Source organism: Paenibacillus vietnamensis (assembly GCF_020169515.1).
Classification (GTDB): Bacteria; Bacillota; Bacilli; order Paenibacillales; family Paenibacillaceae; genus Pristimantibacillus; species Pristimantibacillus vietnamensis.
In genome coordinates this window covers 98,183-122,448 of sequence record NZ_JAHMHW010000011.1, presented here as the reverse complement: position 1 = coordinate 122,448, position 24,266 = coordinate 98,183, and the positions used below count along the sequence as shown (strand labels likewise).

Here is a 24,266-nt window from a genome sequence, read left to right as displayed (position 1 = left end):
CTTTTTTATTGTCACCGATCATTTGCGTTCCCCAAAGAAAAGCCGGGTCACTCGTTTAGTGAAGTCTTCTATTCCAAAATTCACCCTGTTAATACGGTTATACCAGTTCTTTATGGTTTCCAAGATCCATAAAGGCACCTGCACCTCGCGTATCAGAGGATAAACATGTTTATATGTCCATACCAAATGTTCCCACCGGCTATCGTTTCCTTCCTTGATATATTCCGAAACATCAAGAACTTTTCCTCTTCCCTCTTGCAAAAGAACATTTTTCAGATGAATATCCCTTGGGTTCAGCCCCTTTGTCCGGACAAATTCGCGGGCCTCCTCAACGTCTTGGATCACTTGCTCCGGAACACGGACACCTTGTACAAGACAATCATACAAAGTAATTCCCTGTTCGAAACTCAATACCAAATAGTTAGGTCCGGATCCATAACATTGGGGGAAATACGGCGATCCTTCTAAGCGTTTGTATATTTTTTCTTCCACTTCCTTCTTCTCTAATGCCTGAGCGGAATACACTTTATATGCGTAATCAGGGGTGTCCGGGTAATAAAAAACCGCAGCATCCGTTCCGATGCCGATGCAACGCAAATTTTCCAGAGAACCGATGACGGAAACAGGCATATTGTTTTTATGTCCAACGACTTCAATATCCCTCAGTGCCTCTTCAGCTTGTTTCCAATCCGAAATCACAATCCCTCCCGTTCTCTTTAGAAATATTTATTATTTATTCGAGCAACTGACTAAGCATACCTGCCCAATCGTAAAGCTTAATGGCGGAGATATGTATCTAACCTCTTATTTTATGAAAAAGCAAAAAGGAGCTGCTGCGGCAACCCCTTACCCCTTGATATCCCTCGTTGATTAATCATTCTCCACTGAAGAACAGCCCAAAACCAAACATCATAAAAATCATGGTTAAAAATCTTTTATTTTTATAGAGGCGCCGCTCCCGGATTATCGTCATGCTCGATTGGAGCATTTCGCAGACGCGATAAACGAAACGGCAGCCGGATCAGCAGCAGCTCCGCAACCAGCATGAAGAAGCCGATGAAAAGGAGCATGATCGCCCAGCTGTCTTCCATATTTAGCAGGAACGGATACAAGAAAAGCTGTGCGCAGAATAACGTCATATAAAACTTTAGCCTGAAGGTGAGGGCATCCCGCAGCTCCCGCGGGGCAATCGGTTCCGCGATCGCATGCAGACCGCGAAAAATGAAATAGACGAGCAAAGCATGCAGGATGGACGCTGCTTGCATGTAAACGTGCAAGCCGAGCGGCGCGGCGGCTAATTGATTGATATCAATGCTCGTTTTCGTAACAAGCTGCGGCAAGGACAACAAGATGAGAATTCCCGCCAGCAAGCTAGCCGCTTTGAATCCGCCGTCCACCGCTCCGAGCCGGCCTAAGGAGAACAGGATCATCACGTATCCGATAATGTCCGGGAAAATATCAAAGATGCCCAAGTGAAGATCGACAAGCGGAAACAGAAGGCCCCAGCCAAGCCTTCTTAATGCGCTTCGCATTGACGGATTCAAGACAGCTCACCTCCCGAGCGGACGAGACGCTTGAGTTGCTTCTCGTTCAAGTAGAGATTGAAGTTGATTGGCAAACTGCCGGTGACCGTTCTTCCGTCTTCTGTTTTGAAGGTGAGCAGCATATCCGTTTTGTACACCTCAAAGGCTTTCGCCGAATCATCCGGAATGGTCCATTGGTAGTTAAAAGTCAGCGGATCCCCGGCGGCAAGCTTCATAGGCAGCTGTGGAACCGGTTCATCCTGACCGGCGATTGACAAAGAGAACATAGAGCCCAGCCGTTCACTAAAACGATAATCGACTTGCTCCAAGGTAAGCGGCTGCTTCACGATCACACTGTAATGGCCGTCTCCGTTCGAGGAACCGCCGCTTGACGACATATCCAGCAAGCCTTCATCCTGCTCCCACACCAGATGAATTTCCCCGATATCAACGGTTTCGGGATGCCCCTCACTGTAATAGACCGTGGCTTCCTTAATCGTAAGCGGCACCTTCTCCAGCTGCCCGGCTTCATCGTGGCTCCACTCGGCATAAGCCTTTCCGAGCTGCTGATGCCTGTAGTCATCCGGGTACGGGTTAATCTGGAACCGGAGCATCGGAAGCTCCTCTAGCCGGACACCCGTCACCTTCCTGCCATTCTTTTTGTTCTCCAAAAAACTCAATTCGAGCAATTCGTTCTGAAAGCCGTTTATCGTAACGTAATGCTTCAGGAAAACCGGGTTTTCGAGCTGCATGACTTTGTAATACCAGACATTACCGACCCAGCTCGCCGCAATGATCAGCACAACAATCGGCCAAAGCAGCTTCCCGCCCCATTTCGAGCGTGGATTCGCGCTTGGGATCGAATGCATTCTCTATTCACCGCCCCTCCAATGAGATGAGAAGAGCTTACCACATTTGTGAACCTCTCCACCTAAACGCTAACGCGCTATAGATGGAGCTTCCATTATCTTAAATACGGTACTACACGAGCTGTGGAACCTTCGAAACAGATTCCTGCGCTTGTTGTAGACTAATTAATGAAGACAATGTTAATTGAGTCCTTTTTGCCAATTCAGGAGCTTTTGCCTGAAGAAACAACCATTTCTTTTCAGAAGTGGATTTTTGTATTTCTCGTATGAAATAACGAGCACCAATATTATACGAGGCGTTTAGGTCGGCATGATACTTTTTTCCGGTTGTGAACGTGCAAAGGTCCTTGCGGTCACTGCGAACAATTTCGCCGCTGCCGTCGAAAGCAAGAGCGCTGGTGTTCTTGGCATTTACTCGCGAAAATCGCATACCCAAATAATGCGCCATTTGCTCGACTTTCTTTTGAATGCGCATTTTTGCCCAGAATTGTAGTTTGTGTCGTAAACGACGTGCACCCCAGATCCCTTTCGGCATTTTCATTTTCCCAAGATATTCGAAAACGATGACATGAGCACCGTGTTTATTTGCGAATTTCACGATTTGGTGAGCAGTATCGTTTACAATTTGGTCTTGCAAACCATTAATGCGTCTCCAAAAGTTAGGTTTTGGACCTTTGCCGGATTCATGTTGTGCTTTTTTCAGTTTGTTTATCATGGTTGCAAAACGGTCTTTTTCTTTGGATTGGTTAATGAATTTTCTTGCCAAGACAGTTCCGTTCGAGTCCATGATGGAACAAACCGCAGATTTTGTGAGTCCAAGGTCCACATTGCAAGCTCTAATATTTTGAATTTTATCTTTCTTAAGTTTCACTTTCGACTCGTAAGAAATATGAAGGAAATACTTCTTTCCAACCTTAACAAGTGTAGGATTGTTTTCTTTCCAGTTCCAAACACCACGTTTGTAAAGGTCTTGTTTCTTAAATTCGATTTCTATCCAAACCCAATCGTTTTGATGAAAAACCTTAATTAAAGCTGTGGAGTCAGATGTTCTTTCGAACATGTTGTCTTTATAAAACACTGGAAATGCATTGTGTTTTAATTGTAACGAGGGTGCTTTTTTCTTGAAGAGCAGACCTTGAGAAAAAGCAATCTCTTTTTCATTTTCCCAATTTTGTAGATTCGAACGATAACTTTTTACAATACCAAAAGCTTGAGCGATTGTACTTCTACGAAGGTACGATGGGTATTTGTAAAACAAACTATCAAAATTTTTATATTTTGGGTTGGTGTTCGTCTTTGTAAAATGAATGAATGATTCCACTGCTGGCACCAACGATTTCGTTGATAAATGACCAATAGAATCGAATTCTTGGTCAATGACATAAATTATAAAACTAAGTGCTTCGTTATAAATTTCGATGGTTTTATCGAAAATTTTACTGTGATTTTTAATTTTATATGCTAATGTTTTGACCACTTCCACAAGGACTCACCTCCCAATATTTACTACCATCATAACAGAAACATATGTTCGGTTAAAGGGTATTGTAAATTAATTTTTGCGACTAACCCCCACCAATACGTAGTTTGGAAGGGGAATGCGTCGCTAGTTTTTGTTCAATTTAGAGGAACGCTTAAGATTTCCTGGTATTTCCTTCAACGTGCCGCACAAAAAAAAGATGGGCAGTCACCAGAATGAGCTGCCCACAATAAATTTGAATAATTAACGAAGATAAGTCCCTAAGCTTGGTCTACAGTTTCTCAATTTCCAAGCCCGTACCTTATTTAATATAATAAGTCCGTCTGCAAAAAATTCGATACCGGTTGAGCTTTCCTGAGGGTAAATTCTTGCGCTCATCACTTTCTCGCCGCGCTGAATAAAAATTTCCACAGATGAACGATCAATAAACAAACGAAGATGAAGCTCTCCCTCCACCAGATCCACCGGAACCTCGCGAATTCCGCCGGGACCTTTACCCGATTCGTTCCGGTTTAATGCAAGCATGCCCGTAAGCCTATCATAAGAAAGGATGGTTGCTTCTTTGCCGTGATCGTCGCATCTGAAGCGGATGCCAAAGATGAAAGCGGACTGTGCATCGATACATGCCTCAAGCTCCAAACAATCGCCCGATACGCCTTCCAGTTCAACCTTTCCTGACACGGGCACATGCTCCGCAGTCACTTCATCCTGGCGCAATTTTCGAAGCTCCCGGGCAGGAACGCTAATTATCTTATCGTCTTTCATTTTCAATTCGCGCGGAATCGTCATGGCTCCAGCCCATCCGTGCTGCTGCTCCGGCATTTCGCTTTCCCACATAGCCATCCATGCGATCATAATCCGTCTGCCTCTATCATCAAGAACGGTTTGCGGAGCATAGAAATCAAAACCGTAATCAAGAAGATTAAAATCCCAGTGATGAAACGTCCCTGTTTCGTCATCCAAACGTCCAAGCAGGTAACCGGACTGATGCAGGTTATGATAAAGATGCCCTTCCGGCTTCATGCCTTGAGGGGATAAGATCAATACGTCGTGATGCTCCAGAGAAAATAAATCCGGGCACTCCCACATAAAGCCCAATTTCGGATCTCCCCCGGCAATCACATTTACGAACTCCCATCGGATCAGATCGGCTGAACGGTACATCAGAACTTGACCGGCCTGATCGTTTGTCCTTGAGCCTAGAACGCAGTAATAGGCGTTGCCCCGTTTCCATACCTTCGGATCACGAAAGTGATTGGGATGAATATCTCCTTCAGGCGCCGCAGGGATAACTGGATTTTCGGCTATTTTATGAAAAGTGACGCCATCTTCGCTTACCGCGATACATTGAAATTGTTTTAAATCCGTATCATAATTGCTTCCGGTCCATTGGTTGCCTGTATACATTAGGTAAAGCATCCCATCCTTCTCAATGGCACTGCCGGAAAAACACCCGTCACGATCATACTCCATCTCCGGCGCGAGCGAAATCGGCAGGTGAGTCCAGTACGCGAGGTCGCTGCTTTTGACATGTCCCCAGTGAATGCTTCCCCACACCGACTCATATGGATTATGCTGATAAAACAGGTGATACTCTCCTTTATAATATACAAATCCGTTCGGATCATTCGTCCAGTTGGCCAGCGGCGATACGTGGTACTGAGGTTTCCAATAAGAAGCGTTCGCCGCGATTTGCGCCTTGTTGACCGAATTCATCGCCTTGTCGATCTCTTTCTGATGACGGTTCATTTTACCCCTCCATGCGGCAGCAAATACTTGCTAATCAAAGCCTCATAAGGCTTTAAAATACCTCGCTCATGCTCCATACTGTTAGATAAAATAATGGTGTCGGAATAGGAACCCTCAATAGGGATGCTTCTGTCCGTAAAGTTGCACAGCACCGTCCAGCGTTCTTCCCCGAGCGTGCGGCTGTACCCGCCGATTTCATCGGACTCCGCGTAAATTTCCTCATAATCGCCATAGACAAGCGCTTTGTTCGAGCGCCGGAGTTTAATCAATTGACGGTAAAATTGCAAGACGGACTGATCGTCAGATATAGAATTCTCCACATTGATATGAATGAAATTCGGATTCACCTTCAGCCACGGCTCTCCTGTCGTAAAGCCCGCCGCCGGCCCTGCATCCCACTGCATCGGAGTGCGCCCGTGGTCGCGGCTCCGTTTCGCCAAATACTCCATAATTTCCGGTTCCGCTCTACCGAGCTTCGTCTCTTCACGGTAAAAATTCAGGCTCATAATATCCGCATATTCGTCGATAGAATCGATCGGGCAATTCGTCATGCCGATTTCCTGGCCTTGATAAATAAAAGGTGTTCCCCGCATCATAAAATAATAAGCAGCCAGCATCTTCGCAGACTCGGTCCGATACTTTCCGTCATCACCGAACTTCGAGACGGAACGGACATGATCATGGTTCTCCAAATACAGCGCCATCCACCCGTATTTAGCCGTTTCAAGCTGCCATTTGGTAAGCGTTCGCTTGAATTCGGACAGCTTCCACGGATGATAGACGCCTCTTGCATCCGGTTTAATGTCAATATCGACATGGTCAAACTGAAAAATCATATTGAAAACGCCTGTTTCTTCATCCAAATAATCGGGAATCTGCTCGATCGGTACGCCGGGGGCTTCCGCCACGGTCATCATTTCACGAGGCATAAGCACTTTCTCCTTCATCTCTCTCAAAAAATCGAGAATTCCCGGCTGATTGAGACAAGCTTCGTTCAATGGCGCGTAAGGCCGATTGTCTTCCTTACCGAGCTGCGGAAAACGCTGGTCCTTCTTGATAAACGTAACTGCATCTACGCGAAATCCGGCTATCCCTTGATCAGCCCACCATTCCATCATATCGAATACAGCTTGGCGTACGTCTGGGTTCTCCCAGTTAAGATCCGGCTGCTTCTTCGAAAAGCAATGCAAATAATATTCACCGGTCGTTTCGTCCAACTCCCATGCTGATCCGCCGAATATCGATTCCCAGTTCGTCGGTTCCCCCCCGCCGGTACCTCCCTTCCAGATGTACCAGTCTCGTTTCGGATTGTCTTTCGACTTGCGCGATTCTGCAAACCAGGCATGCTCGTCGGAGGTATGATTGGCCACCAAATCCATGATGATCCGAATGCCATATTTCTTCGCTTCGCCGATCAACTCAAGCATGTCGTCCATCGTCCCGAATTCCTCAAGAATCGCGTGGTAATCGCGTATATCATAACCGTTGTCGTCATTCGGGGAATCATAAACCGGACAGATCCAAATGACATCGATTCCGAGGTATTGCAAATAATCAAGACGCTGTATAATTCCCTTTAAATCCCCCACTCCGTCACCGTTCGTATCCTGAAAGCTGCGCGGATAAATTTGATAAACGATGCTTTCCTTCCACCACGTGCTTGCCATCCTACGTTCTCCTTTGCGGACTCCCATCCGTATTTTCTTGTTATTTAATGGCTCCTTGCATTAAACCTTTTATGATAAACCTTTGACCGAACAAATAGACTATGAGAATAGGCAGCACCGTCATCAAAATCGCCGGCACCAGCAGCTCCCAATTGTTCATATAGGTTCCGTTAAACACTTTCATTTTGATTGGCATCGTGAAATTTTTCTCTTCGGTTAGAATAAGCGACGGAAGCAGGTAATCGTTCCAGATCCAAAGCACGTTCAAGATAGCAATGGTCATGGATGTCGGCGCCAGCATCGGCAGTACGATCTTGAAAAAGGTTTGCCTTCGGTTGCAGCCGTCCATTAACGCGGCTTCCTCCAATTCGAGAGGAATGGATTTGATGAAACCGTGATAAATAAAAACCGAAAAAGCGCTGCCGAACCCGATATATAAAACAATCAGCAAAGATACAGGCGCCGTATCGATGAAGTGCAGCTTTGCCCCGTAAATATAAATAAGAGGGATCATAATGGATTGGAATGGAATGATCATGGAAGCGACCAATACGGCAAAAAACGCGTTATTAAATGTTGTGCCGTTTCTAACGATGTAGTAGGCCGTCATGGCCGAAAAGACCAAGATCAAAATCACGCTTACCGCAGTAATAAGGAATGTATTTTTAAACGTGACCAGAAAATTCATTTTTTCAATGACATCCCCAAAATGGATGAAATTGACGCTTCCGGGCAACGAAAATGGATTTTCAAGAATTTCGCCATTGGTTTTAAACGAATTTACGATAAGAAGAAAAAAGGGGAATGTGAATATGGCAAACGCCAAGACCAGGAAAAAATAAAGGAGCGTTAACGATGTGACCCTGCTAGCTGCCATTAAGCCTCTACCTCCATTTTCTTGCTGAAATAAACCTGCAGGCCCGTCACGCTCGCCACAATAATGAACAGAACGATGGCCTCAGCCTGTCCAACGCCGTAATTCGTCTCCAGAAACGCTTTATTGACGACATGCATGGAAACCATCGTCGTGCTGCCATATGGCCCGCCTTCCGTTAAGGAGAAGTTGATATCGTAAACCATAAAGGCATTTTTCAAAGTTAAAAAAACTGTTACGACGAACGAAGGAACCATCGATGGAAGGATCATTTTGACCATCCGCTGCCATCCGTTTGCGCCGTCTATTGTCGACGCTTCGATAATGTCCTTCGGAACGCTGATTAACCCTGCAATAAAAATGATCATCATATATCCGGCCGATTGCCAGATCGTTACAATGACCAAAGCCCAAAAAGCCAGTTTCTCATCGCCCAGCCAGCCAAGTCGCAGAAAATCAATACCCCATTTCTCGCCAATGGCCGGAAGCGATTGTACAAAAACAAATTGCCAAATATAGCCGAGCACCAATCCGCCGATAAGGTTCGGAGTAAAGTAGGCCGTTCTGAAAAAATTTTGACTCCGAATATTCGAAGTAACCAAAAAGGCCAAAACAAAACCGAGCACATTGACGAATAGGACGGTTCCTGCCATATATTTGACCGTCAGCCACATGGAGGCCCAAAATTCCTTATCTTGAATTGCCGTAACATAGTTGTCGATTCCCGAAAATTCCAAGGGACTCGTAGGGGACGCCATTTTCATCAAAGTGAGATAAAAACCGTATGCAAAAGGGATTAAAAGGGCAATCGTAAAGGTAATCATCGTAGGCCCCGTGAAAAATAATTGATATCCAAATCGTTTCATTGAATTTTTTTCTTTTATCATGATCTTCTCCCACACCCCAAAAGGAAAATTCAAAGAGGCGAGTGATCGCTCACCCCATTGATCGGCCTGTATTCGTCTTATTTTTTACTTGTGAAATACGATTCAATCGCTTTGGCAAGCTCTTCGCGGGACTGTTTTTTGACGATATACTTTTGAACTTCCGGTCCGAGAATCGTATTCCAGTCTCCAGGGACAATATAATTAGTCGTAAACGGCATCGTCTTGCCTTGCTTGATTGCATCCTGAATAACTGCACCCAGCGGATTCGTAACCGTATAAGGATTATTTTTGAAAGCGGAGATCACTTGAGATTTGTTAACCAGGTAGTCTTGACCGGCCTTCTCATAAACAAGCCAATTCAAGTATTTTTTAGCCGCTTCTTGTTGAGCGGGGGTCGCTTCTTTGTTAATGACGTAAATGTTGGTCGGACCGGCGGCAATTTTATTGTTGAGAGGATTATCGGGATTATTATCTACAGGAACAGGCATAAGTCCGAAATTTTCTCCGGCGACAGCCTTAAGCGAATCGAACGCCCAGTTTCCGTTGAACAACAGGGCGGATTCGCCTTTGCCAACCGAGACGTGCGCATCATCATAGTATTTCCCCAGCGGACGCTCGCCATATTTGTTGTATTCTTGTGACGATAGCAGATCGAGCGTATCGTAATAGCCATTCCAGACTGCATTGCCCGCCAAATCGAATTGGCCTTCTTTCAATTGAGCAATAATTGTATTGGGATCGTTGGCTTGGTTTAAAAATTGCGAGCTGTAATGATTGCTGACAGACCAAGCTTCCGTTTGGTAAGCAACCGGATATTTCACGCCTGATGCTTTAATTTGGTCAAGCAGCCCTTTCAATTTATCACGCGTGTTGATGGAGAACGGGTCAAAAGCACCGCCGATCGCTTTTTCGACGACTTGCTTGTTATATACGAGTCCGAAACCTTCAATCGAGAATGGGAAGCCGACAATTTCACCTTTTGCGTTTTTGACTGCATCATTCGTTTCATTGACCCATTTTTCGCCCGAGAGATCGGTACCGAAGTCTTTATATTTCTCGACTACCGCGTTTGGCTCCATCATGGCAAGTGTAACGGTTTCGCCGGATGCGGATAGCTTGTCCAGGATGCTGAGCGTATCGCCAACCGCTCCGGTATGCTGCTCAACGATGATGTCCGGGTTCGCAGCCATAAAATCTTTTGCCGCTTGTTCATTTTGGGCAGCAATCTCACCTTTGCCGTTGGTGATGATGATGGTTACCTTCCCCTCGTCGGGCTGATTAGTCGCATCCGTTGAATCGGTTGCAGGCTCCTGGCTTGCTCCTCCACATGCCGCCATGGCAACGGAAAACAAAACTAGCAGGGTCGATACGAATTTTTTTCTCAAAAAAACCCCTCCAAATGTTGATTTAGTTTATGTTAGACCAATAAAGGTCTTCACATACGTAGTTGGGATCGGTTTCAATCAAGTGCAGCGTTCGAGATCGAATCTCAAACTGGCTGAGCTCAGTATAGCATCTCTTGATATCGGTTACAATAACCAAATTCTATCTAAATTATTGATTTTTCACTAAAAACGTTGATTTTATACGGTGAACAGTCGATGTTCTTCGCCTTTACGTAATTGAAATCAGTTCCAATGATTGATGTAAAAAGGAGCGAATCTGCGAGATCCGCTCCATACGATTACGTTGAATGAACTGCTGCCTCATAAAATCAAGTGGAATGCCGAACGACCAGTTCAAACGGCAGCTCATAGGTGACTGGCGCCGTATCCGGATTATTCAGCAGCTCGAGCAGTACCTCCATCGCCTTTTTACCTATTTGATCTATGGGCTGGCGTATGCTCGTTAATCCGGGATCGAGCAATTCAGCCAGCGGCTGATCATCGAAACCGATAATAGCCAGATCATCCGGGATAGTCAGATTATGCCTTTTCGCAGCGAACATTAACCCCGCAGCAACCTCATCGCTTCCAGTGAATACCGCTGTCGGGCGCTCCTTCATCTCAAGAATGAGCTTTAATACCCGTTTGCCGTCTTCAATCGTATGCTGGTTGACCAGAATCCAATTCGGATTAATTTTGATTCCGGCCTCTTCCAGAGCTCTTTGGTAGCCTTGATTGCGGTCTTTATCTTTACCAAACTCCGTAAATAAGCCGCCCGTGCAATAAGCGATTTTGCGGTGTCCTTTTTCAATTAAATGCTTTACCCCCATGTATGCGCCTTTATATTGATCCAGGCGAATGATGGGCACGGATTTCACATTTACATATTCGTTGCACAGAACGATAGGGCCGAATTGGGTAAACGGCTCAATGACTTCCCAATCATTCTCAATCGAAGTCATGATTAAACCGTCCGCCTGCTTCGTCTTCAGCAAATTCAGAAACGCCAATTCCTTTTCTTTATCTTCGTTGCTTTGGCAAATTAAGGTTTGATATCCGTTCTGATAGCCCACCTTCTCGATCGCATCGACCAGATAAGAGAAAAAAGGATTGACGATTCTTGGTACAATAACGCCGATCGTAGTCGATAATTGTCCTCTCAGTCTTCTAGCCGAAAGGTTTGGAGTATAACCAAGCTCCTCCATCGCTTTCAGCACCAGTTCTTTCTTTTCCTTTGAAATATGCGGATAATTATTGATAACGCGGGAAACGGTCGATTTCGACACGCCCGATAACCGGACTACGTCCGAGATATTAGCCATTTAACGTCACTCCAATAAATATAGAAACCAGTTTCAATCATTGTATCAGAAATAGAATCAGAAATCTATTGGAGCTGCTCACCTGGCGCTTAACAGAAAAAGACCCGGCCAACAATGGCCGGGCATGCGTTATTTTTTCATCCTTAAACCGTCTTTTGAGCCAAACTCATTTCCACGCACATCAGAATAAATGCGCCTGCTCCGTGCAGGTCGTTCTCGCTGGTTGGACGCGCAATATAGTGCGCATAATCTCCAATCCCCGTACCGATACAAATGTTGCCGATGACCACGTTGCCGTTCTCGTCGAACTTCAGCGTATCGATCACGCCTTGATATCCCTTCCAGGCATATTGCAGATAGCTGGCGTCCAAATAACCGAACCGAACCGCTTTCGCAATAGCATGAGCATACAAGGCGGTACAAGAGCTTTCCAGCCAGTTATCCGGCCGGTCGCCTTTGTCGACAACCTGGTACCATAAGCCGGCGGCCGGATCCTGGAATTTGATCAGAGCGGCGAGAAGGTCCTGAAGAATAGCGACCAGCTCCGCTTTGTCCTTATGATCCTCCGGAAGGTATTCGAACATTTCCAGCAAAGCGACAGGGTACCAGCCGATCGCGCGGCCCCAGAACTCCGGAGCGCAGCCGGTAACGGGATCGGCCCATTTCGCTTCTTTGGTCTCATCCCATCCATGATACAGCAAGCCGGTAACAGGATCCTTGGTATGCTTCTCCACCAGAAGCGCTTGATAGGTCATCATGTCAAAATATTCGCTTTCGCCGAACGTCTTGCCGAATTGAACGGCGATCGGCCCGCCCATGTAGAGCCCGTCCAGCCACATTTGATTCGGGTAGTGCTCCTTATGCCAGAACCCGCCCGACGGATTCGTCTTCCAGGACTTTAACAAAGGCACCAGCGTGTACAAAGCTTTTTTATAGCGCTCGTCACCCGTTTGCTCGTAGAGGTTATACAGCAGCACGCCCGGCTGGATATCGTCAAGCTCATCGGGCTTGAACTTCTTGATGCTGCCGTCGGCGAGCACCTGGCTGTCCACCCAGCCTTTGATGTAATCATAATATTTTTGATCCCCGGTCTCCCGCCAGCATTTCTCCATGCCAGACAGAAAAACGCCTTGATGGTAGTGGAAACGGTCCGGCGGCAGATTCTCCGGCTCAAATTTGGACATTAACGCCTCGCAAGCTTTTTCGGCCCACTGAATGGGGGTCAGCTCCTCTTGCAAGGTCTTCGTTGTATTCGGCTCTGAAGCATTCATCGTGTTAACTCCTCCTTCATTATTCATAAGCCTATATTATCACTGGAATGTGTACATTTTTTGCGGATATGGAGGAATTCTTCTTATATTTTGCGGAAAATAGACAGCGGCGTATAATAGTAGACACACCTGAATGAGAGGCGGAGCACGGAATGGGGGATATTCACTTCGATAACGGCGAGGGAACCTTTCTGGTGTCCCACCGGAAGGCGTTAAGCCATCATATGCCGATCGGGCATTTTCACAGCACGTACGAAATTTACTATTTGATGTCCGGCAAACGGGAATTTTTTATAAAGGATCGGACGGTGGTGATCAATGAAGGGGATGTCGTCATCATCTCTCCGAATATTTTGCATCGGACGACCAATGCCGAAATGCCGAAGCATGAGCGGCTCATCGTCAATATTCACGAGACGCAAATGGCTTCGGTGAACAGCTCCTGGATGGACACTTTGAAGCCGCTGCTCGAGAACGAATACATCATCGTAAACGGTACCCTGCATGACCGGCTGGCCATCGAGTCGCTTGCGCACAGCATCATACAGGAGATGCAGGAGAAAAAGCCCGGCTTCGAGCTGTATGCCCAGACTTTGGTGCTGCAGCTGCTCCTGATTTGCTGCCGGCATGTCCTGCAAAACATCGTGAAGCCGCCCGAAGCTCCGAGCCCCATGCATGAACGAATTTCGGAGGTTGTCCGGTATATTAACAGCCACTATATGGAGGAGCTATCGCTCCAGCTGCTTGCAGAGAATTTTTTTGTCAGCCAGTATTATTTGAGCCGTTTTTTCAAAGAAGCGACGGGCTTTACGTTTGTAGAGTATTTGAACAGCGTCCGGATCAAGGAGGCGAAGAAGCTTCTGGAGCATTCGTCCATGAAGGTAAGCTTGATCTCCAAAAAAGTAGGCTTTGGCAGCGTGACGCATTTCGGAAGAGTGTTCAAAGAGGTCACCGGATTTGTGCCGCTGTACTACAGGAAGGGGAGGCAGGTTCGTTAGCGCCAACACGAAGAAACGCGGCGGATCCAGGATCAGGATCCGCCGCGCTTCCTCCGTTATATTACTGCAAGGTCTTCCAAGCACCCGCCTGCCGCATCCAATCCGCGGTTTCCAAGCCCAGGTCGCCCTCGGCCACCAGCAGGTATTGCCCGTTGTCGATCGCATCGCCGCAGCTTCTCGCATGTTTGTCCGGGATGCCGATATCCTCCAGCACCTCATCCGTATCCGGCCCTTTCGTCGATCCGAAGGCGCCGACACCGACTACGACGCCCGGAGAACCGGTGCCCGCCACGGTGTTCGCTCCCGCATACCCGCCTGCTGTAAACGGGGCTACCCCCAGCGGAGCGTCATCGGCCGTTCCGTAGCCGCGCGCGTCGCGTATCGAGTAGACCTCCTCAACCGGAATGTCCGACTGGGCTGCCAGAATCGGAGCCGACTCCGCATTTTGCACCAGCAGCCTGACGCTGCTCGCCCTCGTACAGCCTTCCTTCAGGCGTTTCGCCGCATCCAGCACTCCCTCTTCATTATCAAAAAATCCGATGGTCACCGTCATGGTGAGCCCTCCTCCCGTACTTGAGCTAGTATGAGCTTACACGGATATTTACCCCGGGACTGCGGCTTTGAATCCGGAGGCCGGTGGAGGGCGGAACGTCAGCGCTGAAGCTGTTATTTATTTTTTCTCCGTCGCATAATAAATCATCGCAATGGCCGGTAAAGCTATTCCAATCCACATGGCCGCTTGCCAGCCGCCCGTCGCGTATGCCCACCCTCCAGCCGCAGAACCAATAGCACCGCCGGCAAAAAAGATGGCCATGTACAACCCGTTAAGCCGGCTTCGAATGTCCGCACCCAACGAGAAAATAGACCGTTGGCCAAGGACCAGATTGGCCGATACTCCCATGTCCAATAGAATCGCGGAAACTCCCAAGGTTATTAATGCGAAGGTGGAGCCTCCCTGGACGACAAGGGGTAACACGCAGGAAATGATGACAAAAGCTAACGCTAATCCTGTCGCCGGACGAATCCAGCCTCTATCGGCAAGACGGCCCGCTACAGGTGCGGCTGCGGCCCCCGATACTCCAACCAATGCAAAGAGCGCAACTTCTTTTTGCGATAAATGAAAAACCGGGCTGGTCAATAACAAAGGAACCGTCGTCCAAAACAAACTGAACGTTCCGAACACAAACGCATGGTAAATGGCTCTGCGCTGCAGAATTGGCGTTGTTTTGAGCAAATGCAGCATAGAACCGAGAAGCTCCCGGTATCTTATGGCTGTCGTCGGACGTCTTGCGGGAAGCGCCGCGGCGAGTACGAGCGCCAGCGCAAAAATGACAGCGGCGGATAAGTAGTATACGGCGCGCCAGCCCATCAGCTCCGTCACCATACTGGAAATGGGACGGGCAAGCATGATGCCGAGCAGCAAACCGCTCATGACATTCCCCACATTCCGTCCGCGCGAAGCCTCCGGCGAAAGATGCGCAGCGTATGGCACCAGTACCTGAGCCGCTACCGAGCCAAGGCCGATCAACAGGGCGGCGGTGAGAAAAAGGGCGGCACTTTCAATGAAGGCTGCGATCATCAATACGATTGCGGTAATCATCAGCGACGCTACGACGAGCTTACGGTTTTCAAGTATATCTCCCAAAGGCACGATGAATAATAATCCAATACCGTAACCGATTTGAGAAAGCGTAACGATTAGTCCGGCTGCCCCCGGAGATAACCCGAGCTCCGAGCTGATGGGTCCTACGAGAGGCTGCGCATAATAGAGATTAGCGGCAATGACTCCGCAAGCGGCGGCAAGAATAAAGATAAGCCACGGCGAAACCGACGGTTCACTTTTTTGAATTGCGATTGCATTCATGATCAGTTCTCCTTTACCTTTTTATCGGAACGTTCGTTCCAGAAATATTAAAAAAATTTATAGCATTTCAATTACGGCGTTTATCATGTCGTCAATCTTTTTGGGGTCGGGCTGTACCTTGGACATGATGCTGATGCTCTGATTAAGGTTAAGCAGCAGATGCGACAGAGATCTGATATCTTTGTTCGGGTCAATTTCTCCCGTCTGCTGTCCCTTGCTTAACAGGTCATAGAAATTTTGCTCCAGTTCCTCGAAACCTTCCCTTATTAGCTGGCGCAGTTCATCATCCGGCGAATCCAGGCCGATGGTTGCGTTCGTAATCAGGCATCCTTTCGGCAATTGCTCATCAAATACGGATGCGATATGCTGATCGAAATACTGCCGGATTCCAGTTTTGGCAGAGGCGGCATTGATTAAAAGATTTCTTTTCTTTTGCCTGATTTTCTTGTAATGACGGATGGCTTCAACATAAAGCGTCTGTTTATCCTCGAAGGTTTCGTACAGGCTTGATCGGCTTAATTCCATGGCTTTTAACAAATCCGGCATGCTTGCCGCTTCATAACCTTTTTCCCAAAAAACTAACATGGCTTTATGAAGGACATGCTCCTTATCAAACTCTTTTGTGCGTCCGATGGGAAATCCCTCCTTCTCTTTAGATTCAGTATACTCTTTCCGGAACGATTGGTCCAGTATTTTTTTGATGACCATGCAAAAAAGCCCGGAGCTCGCTGTCCGAGTCCGGGCTTATATTCAATTAGCTGAGGCTGTTGACCAGCTTCAACACGGCATCTCTCGTCAGCTTGTTGCCGCCAACCGAGATGAGATTAACGGTTGCGTGCGCCAGCTTAAGCGGAATTTTGCAAAAGTCGAGCGCAGGGCCGCCCCTGAGATCCTCGATGTAAGAGTCGGCGATCTTCAAATTGCGTCGGGTGTACTTCAGCATTTCCTTTGAGCCCCAGCCGTCCGGATAGAAGTCTACGCCTCTCTCCAAATCCTCCGTCCGGTTGCGCAAAATGTTGACGGCCTGCAGCCCGCGTCCGAACGCGACCGCCTTCTTCATGTCCGACTTCGTTCCGTCAAACCAGAACCAGATTTCGGACAGCATTTCTCCGACCATTCCTGCAACGCTGTACGTGTATCCGTCCAAATCCGCTTCCGTCCGGATCGTCCAGCCGGCATGGACCCATTCCGCCATCTGCTTCGCCATCTTGGCGATATACCGGTACACGACAGGAGTGACGGTTGGCGGACAATAGAGCGCCCATTCGTCCAGTCTCAACGAAACTTCAGGCAATAGCTCACGATGCGGAGCGAGCAGCTTTTGCGTTTGATTGATAGCATCCCCGGATTGAAAAGCATCGTGAACGCCCTGCAGCAGCCCAATCTTCAGCTCGTCCGCGAGCGTCTCATGATCCTCGATTTCATCAATTGCCCTCATACACAAATATGCGGAAGCAACCGCTTCCTTCAAGCCCGGTACCAAGCGGTTAATCGGTATAAAAAATGTGCGGCTCGTTTTTTGCAACATGCCCATCGCATCGATCACGATAAATGCCCCTTCCATAAAGCAGCTCAACTGTTTGCTTCTTTTACTCTTATCTTCCATGATAACATATCTGAATGATGAAGTGGACAGGCCGGGCGCTCCGGAATAAGGCTATTTGAAGAATAATACCCCGGTATTGCGCGGCTACTTGTTCGATTCCAGTTTTTCGAATGGATGGCAGCATGTATTTACCCCTCCTCGGAATCCTGTACATAAGCGATGAGCAATGCCGCCGTATTGACGATGGCGTCCATATGGGTGCGTTCCATTCCGTGGGAGGCATGGACGCCCGGCCCGAGCAGCGCTGCGCGGATATTGCCGCCGCCCCTGAGCGCCGCGGAAGCGTCCGAGCCGTAATGCGGATAAATATCGACTGCGTAAGGCAGCTGTTCACGCTTCGCCAATTCGATAAGGCGCGAGGTCATCAGGTAATCGTACGGCCCCGTCGAATCCTTGGCGCAGATGGACACATCGCGCTCGGTCGCGGACAGGTCATCTCCGATCGCCCCCATATCCACGGCTAGAAGCTCAGTAATGTCCTCGGGAATATGGGAGCTTCCATGCCCGACCTCCTCGTACGTGGAGAAAATAAGCTTCACCGTGTGGGCCGGCGTTTGCCCGCTGCGCTTCAGCTGCTCCAGCAGGCCAAGCACGGCCGCTACGCTCGCTTTATCGTCCAGATGGCGGGACTTGACCCAGCCGTTCGATAAAATCCGGGTTCGCGGCTCCCAAGAGATAAAATCTCCCACGGCTATGCCGAGCTTTTCCGTATCTTCCTTCGACTTCACCAGCTCGTCGATCCGTATTTCCATGTTTGCTTCCTCGCGCTTCCAGTCCCTTGCATCGGGATAGACATGGACGGAGGCTTTGGTCGACAGCACCGTTCCCTCATACTGCCGGCCGTCGCGCGTATGAATCAGGCAGTATTCGCCTTCGATCGTATGCATCGCATATCCGCCGATCGGGGTCATGCGGAGCATGCCGTTTGGCTTGATAGAGCGCACCATCGCGCCTAACGTATCGACATGCGAGGAAATGCCGATCACCTTGCCGGGGGCTTGTCCCGGAATCGTCACGATTCCGTTGCCTTTCGGCGTCGCTTCGAGCTTGAAGCCGAGCCGAGCCAGCTCCTCCCCCAAATGCTTCATGATCGCCATGCAGAAGCCGCTTGGGCTCGGTATGCCCAGCAGCTGTTCCAGCTGCTTGGTGATGTAATCCCGGTCAAGCTGATGATGCAGCGGTTCGGCCATGCCTCCAGCTCCTTCTTTCGGTAAATGGTTACTTTTTTCCAGTATATCATTATTGGCGGTTGAGTTTCATTGTGACCCGGGAACAATCAACGCCAAATATTAGCGTTATTGCCCTCGAAAGTTACTCCTGAGATAGCAGCAGCGATAGATTTTATCGTTGTTAGGCCCTGCGTGCGCCGAATATGGCCGAGTTGCTCCTGATGGAGCGTTACAGCGATAATTATTATAGCTATTACCCTCGAAAGCTACTCAAAAAACGGCATCAGCAATAGATTTTATCGTTGTTAGGCCCTGCGTGCGCCGAATGCGGCCGAGTTGCTCCTGATGGAGCAACCAAAAAGCCGCCCGCCCCGCGCTTCACGCGCATGGCGAACGGCTTGGTCGCTGCCCTGGTCAAAATCGCTCCGACACCACCTTGGCCTGTGTGAATAAAAGCAGATAGTCGCGTCCCCCCGCCTTCGAATCGGTACCCGACATATTGAAGCCGCCGAACGGATGAACGCCTACCAATGCACCCGTGCATTTCCGGTTAAAATAGAGGTTGCCGACATGAAACTCCTCCCGCGCCTGCTCCAGCCTGCTGCGGTTCCGCGAGATAACAGCACCCGTCAAGCCGTATTCGGTGTTGTTCGCGATATCGAGCGCCGCGTCGAAGTTCGCCGCCTTGATGAAGGCCAGCACCGGGCCGAAAATTTCCTCCTGCGAGATCCGGGCATATGGCGCGACGTCCTTAATAATCGTCGGCTCGATGAAATAGCCGCTGCTGTCGCCCGTTTTGCCGCCATGCACGATAACGCCTTCGCTCCGTCCAACCTCGATATATTTTAAAATGCTGATATACGCTCTCTCGTCGATGACCGGGCCGACCGCTGCCTGCTGCTCATGCGCTTTGCCGACACGCAGCTTCTTCGTCCGCTCGACCACCTTCTCGACCACCTCGTCGTAGACAAGCTCATGCACGACGGCGCGCGAGCAGGCCGAGCATTTCTGGCCGGCGTAGCCGAAAGCGGAAGCGGTGATCGCCTCTGCCGCCAGGTCGAGATCCGCGTCCTCATCGACGATAATCGTATCCTTGCCGCCCATTTCGGCGATGACTCGCTTGATCCATTTTTGGTCCTGCTGGATGGCCGCCGCCTTTTCGTTGATGCGCAGCCCGACCTCGCGGGATCCGGTAAAACAAATAAAACGCGTCAAAGGATGCTCTACGAGAAAATCGCCCACCTCGCTGCCCGCACCCGGCAAATAGTTCACTACGCCGTCGGGCAGACCCGCGTCCTCCAGCAGCTCAACGAACTTCGCCGCGATAACCGCCGTTGGGCTTGCCGGCTTCAGCACCACCGTATTGCCCGCGACGACCGCCGCCATCGTCATCCCCGCCATAATGGCAAGCGGAAAATTCCAAGGCGGAATGATCACGCCGACGCCAAGCGGGATATAGACCAGCTCGTTGTCCTCCCCAGCGATCGTCACAAGCGGCTGGCGGTCCGCCAGTCTTTCCATTTCCCGCCCGTAAAACTCGAGAAAATCAATCGCCTCAGCCGTATCGACGTCCGCCTCCACCCAGGTTTTACCCGCTTCATACACGAGCCACGCCGAAAATTCATGCCTGCGCCTCCGGAGCAGCGCCGCCGCTTTATAGAGCACCTTCGCTCTGGCCAAACCAGGCACCCGCTTCCAGCTGTCGAAAGCGGCCGCCGCCGCCTGTATCGCTTCATGCGCCAGCTCCGTGTCCGCCTGCGATACGATTCCGATTAGCTGCTGGACATGCGACGGATTTATCGATTTGCGTTTATTCGTCGTTTCAATGCGATTTGCCCCAATCTTCAGCATATACTCACGGCCAAGCTCCGACTCGACCTTCCGAAGCGCCTCTTGGAAATCGTTAATATTATCTGTAATGGAAAAATCGGTAAAAGTCTCGTTCGAAAATGGCTCCCGCATCTCGTCTCCCTCCTGTCATAACGGATTTTTTACTTCTGGCACTGTTACCGGCCGGCCGGGCTTCACAAAATTTGCTCTCCCAGCAGGGAGGCGATCAGATCGACGGCCAGCTTGGCGGTCTGGTTATTGTGGTCGAGGCTCGGATTTACCTCTACGAATTCAGCGGATGTGACCAATCCGGATTGATACAGCAGCTCCAGCGCCAGATGCGCTTCCCGGTAGCTGAGCCCGCCGATCACCGGCGTTCCCGTTCCTGGCGCCTCGCGCGGGTCGACGGAGTCGATATCGAAGCTGATATGCAAGCCGTCCGTCGACTGCCTCATATGATGAATCACTTTGTCCATAATGCGCGAAATGCCGATACGGTCGACGTCATGCATCGTATAGCATTTGATTCCGAGCGACCGGATGTACGACTTCTCGCCGGGATCCAGTGACCTGGCTCCGATAATCGCTACGTGCTCGGGTTTTATTTTTGGATAAATGCCTCTAAGGTTCGCCAGCAGCGGAATGCCCCGGCCCAGGCTGACGCCGAGCGACATGCCGTGAATGTTGCCCGACGGGCTCGTATTTTCCGTGTTCAAGTCGGAATGGGCATCGAACCAGATGACGCCGAGATTGGCATAATGCTCCGCAAGCCCGGCGATCGTGCCGATCGAGATGCTGTGGTCGCCGCCAAGCACCAGCGGAAAATCCCCCGCGGCCGTGATATCCGCGACGATGTCGCCAAGCTGACGTGTCACCTCATGCACTTCAGCCAAATATTTGGCGTTGCTCGTCTGGATGGTCGGCAAATATTGGGGAACTTGAATATCCTTCGCCATCTTATAGGAAATCTGAAGCTCGCTCAGTTTGCGGGTGAGACCGGAAGCCTGCAAAATATGACGCGGACCAAGCTCCGCCCCGGACACGCCCGCTCCTTTGCCGAAGGGGACGCTGACAATCGACACGCTCTGCTTGATCATCCCGGTCAACCTCCCGACTGCCCGACGTCTGCAAAGACAGCTTGTATCCGCTCAAAAGCCCAATCGATTTCCTCCTCCGTTATCGTCAGCGGCGGCGCCAGCCGGATCACGCACTCATGCGTCTCCTTGCACAGCAGCCCCAGCCCCATCAGCCTCTCGCAATAAGCCCGCGCAGGCGTAGAAAGCTCGATGGCGATAAACAGGCCGCGCCCTCTTATTTCCGTAATATCGGGATGCTTCAGAGCGGCCAGCTTCGCCATGAAATACGCTCCCAGCCGCTCGGATCTCTCCGCCAGCCGTTCCTCCTCGATAACGTCGAGCGCCGCCATCGCAACCGCGCAGCTGAGCGGGTTGCCGCCGAACGTCGAGCCGTGCGAGCCTGGCCCGAACACGTCCATGACAACGGCGTCCGCCGCGATTGCCGATACCGGCAGAACGCCTCCCCCTAGCGCCTTGCCCATTACATAAACATCGGGCGTTACCTGCTCCCAATCGCAAGCGAAGCGCCGTCCGGTCCGGCCGAAGCCGGTTTGAATTTCATCGGCGGCCAGCAAAACCCCGCGAGCCTTGCACAGCTGCGAGAGCCCCGCCAGGAAACCGTCCGGCGGAATGCGGATTCCCGCTTCCCCCTGAATCGGCTCCACGAGCACCGCGGCCGTATGCTCGCCTATCGCCGCCTCCGCCGCTGCCAGATCGCCGTAAGGGACGACGCGGAAACCGGGCGTAAACGGCCCGAAGCCTTCCTTATACTCCTCCGTGGACGAGAACGAGGTCACCGCCAGCGTCCGTCCGTGAAAATTACCCTCAAACGCGATCACTTCGGCCCGGCCCTCCGGAATCCCCTTCACGCGGTAACCCCAGCGCCTGACCGCCTTGATCGCCGTTTCCACCGCCTCGGCCCCCGTGTTCATCGGAAGCACCCGCTCCTTGCCCGTAAAAGAAGCCAGCTTTTCGCAAAAAGCTCCGAGCGCTTCGTTATGGAACGCGCGCGAGGTAAGCGTTACTTTATCTGCTTGCTCCTTCAAGGCCTGCAAAATCCGGGGATGGCGATGTCCCTGATTCAAAGCCGAATAGGCGCTGAGCATATCCATATACCGCACGCCTTCGGTATCCCGCACCCATACGCCCTCGGCCTGGCTGATGACGATCGGCAGGGGATGATAATTATGGGCGCCGTATAGATCCGCACGTTCGATTGCTTTTTGTCCCCTATTCATCGCCCGCTCCTTTCTGCACCCTGTGCAAAAAATAGCCCTTTTTGAATGTTATGCGAAAACGGGAAGACAAATAACAGCGGGATTTCAGAATACGTGATACACTGATGGGAGTTTGCGTTTTTTCCTGCAATGGTGCAGCGAAATCAAAAAGGGGAACGATCGAAGTGAAAAGCAAAAAAACGTTTTTATTCCTGCTCATCAGTCAAATTTTATTTGTGCTTGGTTCCGTGGCGTGGTTTTTCTTCGCGGTCATGTCGGTCATGATGTTCGATACGCCGGGCTCGGAAAATATCGTTTGGGCGCAGCTGCTGTTTCTCGCCATTTGGGTGTACCCGCTCGCGCTGCTCGGATCGGCTATCATCAGCTGGATACTCTACCACTATCAAAAAATGAAAACGGCGGTCGCCGTCGGACTTATTCCGGCGCTATGGCTGCTGCCGATCATTGGTTTTCTTTTGTACGCTAACCTTAGCTAACCGGTTACGGTCGGCATTTCCCACATGGAGACAGAGCACCATGCACAAGGCTGCCGGTTTACCGGTAGCCTTTTTGGCGTGCTGCGGCATCCAGGTAAGGATGAAGATCGAGAGTCAAAACAACAATAATATATTTAAATTCAGCATAAATTTATTGTAAAACGATAAACATTATGTTAAAGTCGAATTAAATTTAATCCTAAGTGGGGGGCTTTTTATGAACCGAGCGACAACACTCTTTTTGAAAGCAGCTGTTATTCTTATCGGAATCCCAGTTCTTGCTTTTTGCATTTTTGCAGTGCCCGAGGTCGCGAATTTTGCGGTGGAATTGTATCCGGATATGGCTTATTTGAAATACCTCTTTTTTATCGATTTTTATGCAGCGGCGATCCCTTTTTACATTGCTCTGTATCAAGCGTTTAAGCTTTTAAGCCATATTGATAAGAACGAAGCTTTCTCGGATTTGTCGGTACGGGCTTTAAAGAATATAAAAAACTGTGCAATCACAATCAGCATCATTTTTGCGGTCGGCATGCCGCTCTTCTATCTCATGGCGGAGAGAGACGATGCCCCAGGGGTCATCATCATCGGAATGGTCTTGATATTTGCCTCCATGGTGATTGCCGTTTTTGCTGCCGTGCTCCAAAGGCTTTTGAAAGAGGCTATTGATATCAAATCGGAAAATGATTTTACGGTCTGAGGTGACTAACATGGCGATTATAATCAATATTGACGTGATGCTGGCCAAAAGAAAAATGAGCGTAACCGAGCTTTCGGAGAGGGTTGGAATCACAATGGCTAACCTTTCGATATTGAAAAATGGAAAAGCAAAAGCGATCCGGTTATCCACCTTAGAGGCAATTTGTGCAGCTTTGGATTGTCAGCCTGGAGATATTTTGGAATATAAAAGGGACGAAGACCCCAGCATGTGAGTAGGGATCGTCCGTCGGGAATCCGTTTTATTGTATGATTGACAGTTCAT

Annotated in this window: 24 protein-coding genes; 5 read left to right on the top strand and 19 right to left on the bottom strand. The window is 49.6% G+C overall.

Annotation, left to right across the window (positions count from 1 at the left end; all coding sequences use genetic code 11):
• Positions 1–18: 18 nt before the first annotated feature.
• From KP806_RS19205 to KP806_RS19175, 7 genes are all read right to left on the bottom strand, one after another.
• Positions 19–699, bottom strand: a complete 681-nt coding sequence (locus tag KP806_RS19205) for a protein kinase family protein (RefSeq protein WP_224725358.1) — start codon at positions 697–699, stop codon at positions 19–21.
• Positions 700–941: 242 nt separating this feature from the next.
• Positions 942–1,544: a hypothetical protein gene (locus KP806_RS19200; protein ID WP_224725357.1), complete on the bottom strand. Its 603-nt coding sequence runs from the start codon at positions 1,542–1,544 to the stop codon at positions 942–944.
• On the bottom strand, positions 1,541–2,392 hold the full coding sequence (locus KP806_RS19195; protein WP_224725356.1) for a hypothetical protein: 852 nt from the start codon (positions 2,390–2,392) through the stop codon (positions 1,541–1,543). Before KP806_RS19195 ends, KP806_RS19200 begins: the two co-directional genes overlap by 4 nt.
• A 112-nt stretch (positions 2,393–2,504) precedes the next feature.
• The gene (locus KP806_RS19190; RefSeq protein WP_224725355.1) at positions 2,505–3,875 is read right to left on the bottom strand and encodes an RNA-guided endonuclease TnpB family protein; all 1,371 of its coding nucleotides are present in this window, start codon (positions 3,873–3,875) and stop codon (positions 2,505–2,507) included.
• Positions 3,876–4,115: 240 nt separating this feature from the next.
• Positions 4,116–5,621 (bottom strand): glycoside hydrolase family 32 protein, encoded by a 1,506-nt coding sequence (locus tag KP806_RS19185; RefSeq protein ID WP_224725354.1) that lies wholly within the window; start codon positions 5,619–5,621, stop codon positions 4,116–4,118.
• Positions 5,618–7,288, bottom strand: a complete 1,671-nt coding sequence (locus tag KP806_RS19180) for an alpha-glucosidase (protein ID WP_224725353.1) — start codon at positions 7,286–7,288, stop codon at positions 5,618–5,620. Before KP806_RS19180 ends, KP806_RS19185 begins: the two co-directional genes overlap by 4 nt.
• 40 nt (positions 7,289–7,328) lie before the next feature.
• On the bottom strand, positions 7,329–7,898 hold the full coding sequence (locus KP806_RS19175; RefSeq protein ID WP_224725405.1) for a carbohydrate ABC transporter permease: 570 nt from the start codon (positions 7,896–7,898) through the stop codon (positions 7,329–7,331).
• Between KP806_RS19175 and KP806_RS19170 the strand changes: the two genes are divergently transcribed.
• A complete protein-coding gene (locus KP806_RS19170; RefSeq protein ID WP_224725411.1) occupies positions 7,809–8,141 on the top strand; it encodes a hypothetical protein in 333 nt (110 codons plus the stop codon). The two genes, KP806_RS19175 and KP806_RS19170, sit on opposite strands and share 90 nt — an antisense overlap.
• Positions 8,142–8,164: 23 nt before the next feature.
• Here KP806_RS19170 and KP806_RS19165 read toward each other — a convergent pair whose 3' ends face one another.
• From KP806_RS19165 to KP806_RS19150, 4 genes are all read right to left on the bottom strand, one after another.
• Complete coding sequence (locus tag KP806_RS19165; protein ID WP_224725352.1) at positions 8,165–9,049, bottom strand: carbohydrate ABC transporter permease; 885 nt, start codon at positions 9,047–9,049, stop codon at positions 8,165–8,167.
• 77 nt (positions 9,050–9,126) lie between these two features.
• Entirely contained in the window at positions 9,127–10,434 is a 1,308-nt protein-coding gene (locus KP806_RS19160; RefSeq protein WP_224725351.1) for an ABC transporter substrate-binding protein, read from the bottom strand.
• 329 nt (positions 10,435–10,763) lie between these two features.
• Complete coding sequence (locus KP806_RS19155; protein WP_224725350.1) at positions 10,764–11,756, bottom strand: LacI family DNA-binding transcriptional regulator; 993 nt, start codon at positions 11,754–11,756, stop codon at positions 10,764–10,766.
• 143 nt (positions 11,757–11,899) lie between these two features.
• Positions 11,900–13,027 (bottom strand): glycoside hydrolase family 88/105 protein, encoded by a 1,128-nt coding sequence (locus KP806_RS19150; protein WP_224725349.1) that lies wholly within the window; start codon positions 13,025–13,027, stop codon positions 11,900–11,902.
• Positions 13,028–13,179: 152 nt separating this feature from the next.
• Between KP806_RS19150 and KP806_RS19145 the strand changes: the two genes are divergently transcribed.
• Positions 13,180–14,025, top strand: coding sequence for an AraC family transcriptional regulator (locus KP806_RS19145; protein WP_224725348.1), 846 nt, complete (start codon positions 13,180–13,182; stop codon positions 14,023–14,025).
• A gap of 61 nt (positions 14,026–14,086) precedes the next feature.
• On the opposite strand, the gene KP806_RS19140 is transcribed toward KP806_RS19145, so the two are convergent.
• From KP806_RS19140 to KP806_RS19105, 8 genes are all read right to left on the bottom strand, one after another.
• On the bottom strand, positions 14,087–14,578 hold the full coding sequence (locus KP806_RS19140; protein WP_224725347.1) for a hypothetical protein: 492 nt from the start codon (positions 14,576–14,578) through the stop codon (positions 14,087–14,089).
• A 117-nt stretch (positions 14,579–14,695) separates the two neighbouring features.
• The gene (locus KP806_RS19135) at positions 14,696–15,889 is read right to left on the bottom strand and encodes an MFS transporter (RefSeq protein WP_224725346.1); all 1,194 of its coding nucleotides are present in this window, start codon (positions 15,887–15,889) and stop codon (positions 14,696–14,698) included.
• 57 nt (positions 15,890–15,946) lie between these two features.
• The gene (locus tag KP806_RS19130) at positions 15,947–16,597 is read right to left on the bottom strand and encodes a TetR/AcrR family transcriptional regulator (protein ID WP_224725345.1); all 651 of its coding nucleotides are present in this window, start codon (positions 16,595–16,597) and stop codon (positions 15,947–15,949) included.
• Between the two features lie 46 nt (positions 16,598–16,643).
• Positions 16,644–17,453, bottom strand: a complete 810-nt coding sequence (locus KP806_RS19125) for a squalene/phytoene synthase family protein (protein WP_224725404.1) — start codon at positions 17,451–17,453, stop codon at positions 16,644–16,646.
• Positions 17,454–17,623: 170 nt separating this feature from the next.
• Entirely contained in the window at positions 17,624–18,685 is a 1,062-nt protein-coding gene (locus KP806_RS19120) for a M42 family metallopeptidase (protein WP_224725344.1), read from the bottom strand.
• Between the two features lie 393 nt (positions 18,686–19,078).
• Positions 19,079–20,626: an L-glutamate gamma-semialdehyde dehydrogenase gene (gene pruA, locus KP806_RS19115; protein ID WP_224725343.1), complete on the bottom strand. Its 1,548-nt coding sequence runs from the start codon at positions 20,624–20,626 to the stop codon at positions 19,079–19,081.
• 62 nt (positions 20,627–20,688) lie between these two features.
• The gene (rocF, locus tag KP806_RS19110) at positions 20,689–21,591 is read right to left on the bottom strand and encodes an arginase (RefSeq protein WP_224725342.1); all 903 of its coding nucleotides are present in this window, start codon (positions 21,589–21,591) and stop codon (positions 20,689–20,691) included.
• 5 nt (positions 21,592–21,596) lie between these two features.
• A complete protein-coding gene (locus KP806_RS19105) occupies positions 21,597–22,808 on the bottom strand; it encodes an ornithine--oxo-acid transaminase (protein ID WP_224725341.1) in 1,212 nt (403 codons plus the stop codon).
• A gap of 164 nt (positions 22,809–22,972) precedes the next feature.
• Here KP806_RS19105 and KP806_RS19100 point away from each other — a divergent pair, with 164 nt between their 5' ends.
• The 3 genes from KP806_RS19100 to KP806_RS19090 all read left to right on the top strand — a co-directional run bounded on the left by KP806_RS19100 (position 22,973) and on the right by KP806_RS19090 (position 24,216).
• A complete protein-coding gene (locus tag KP806_RS19100; protein WP_224725340.1) occupies positions 22,973–23,284 on the top strand; it encodes a hypothetical protein in 312 nt (103 codons plus the stop codon).
• 217 nt (positions 23,285–23,501) lie between these two features.
• Positions 23,502–23,984: a DUF2975 domain-containing protein gene (locus KP806_RS19095; protein WP_224725339.1), complete on the top strand. Its 483-nt coding sequence runs from the start codon at positions 23,502–23,504 to the stop codon at positions 23,982–23,984.
• Between the two features lie 10 nt (positions 23,985–23,994).
• Positions 23,995–24,216: a helix-turn-helix domain-containing protein gene (locus KP806_RS19090; RefSeq protein ID WP_224725338.1), complete on the top strand. Its 222-nt coding sequence runs from the start codon at positions 23,995–23,997 to the stop codon at positions 24,214–24,216.
• Positions 24,217–24,266: the final 50 nt, after the last annotated feature.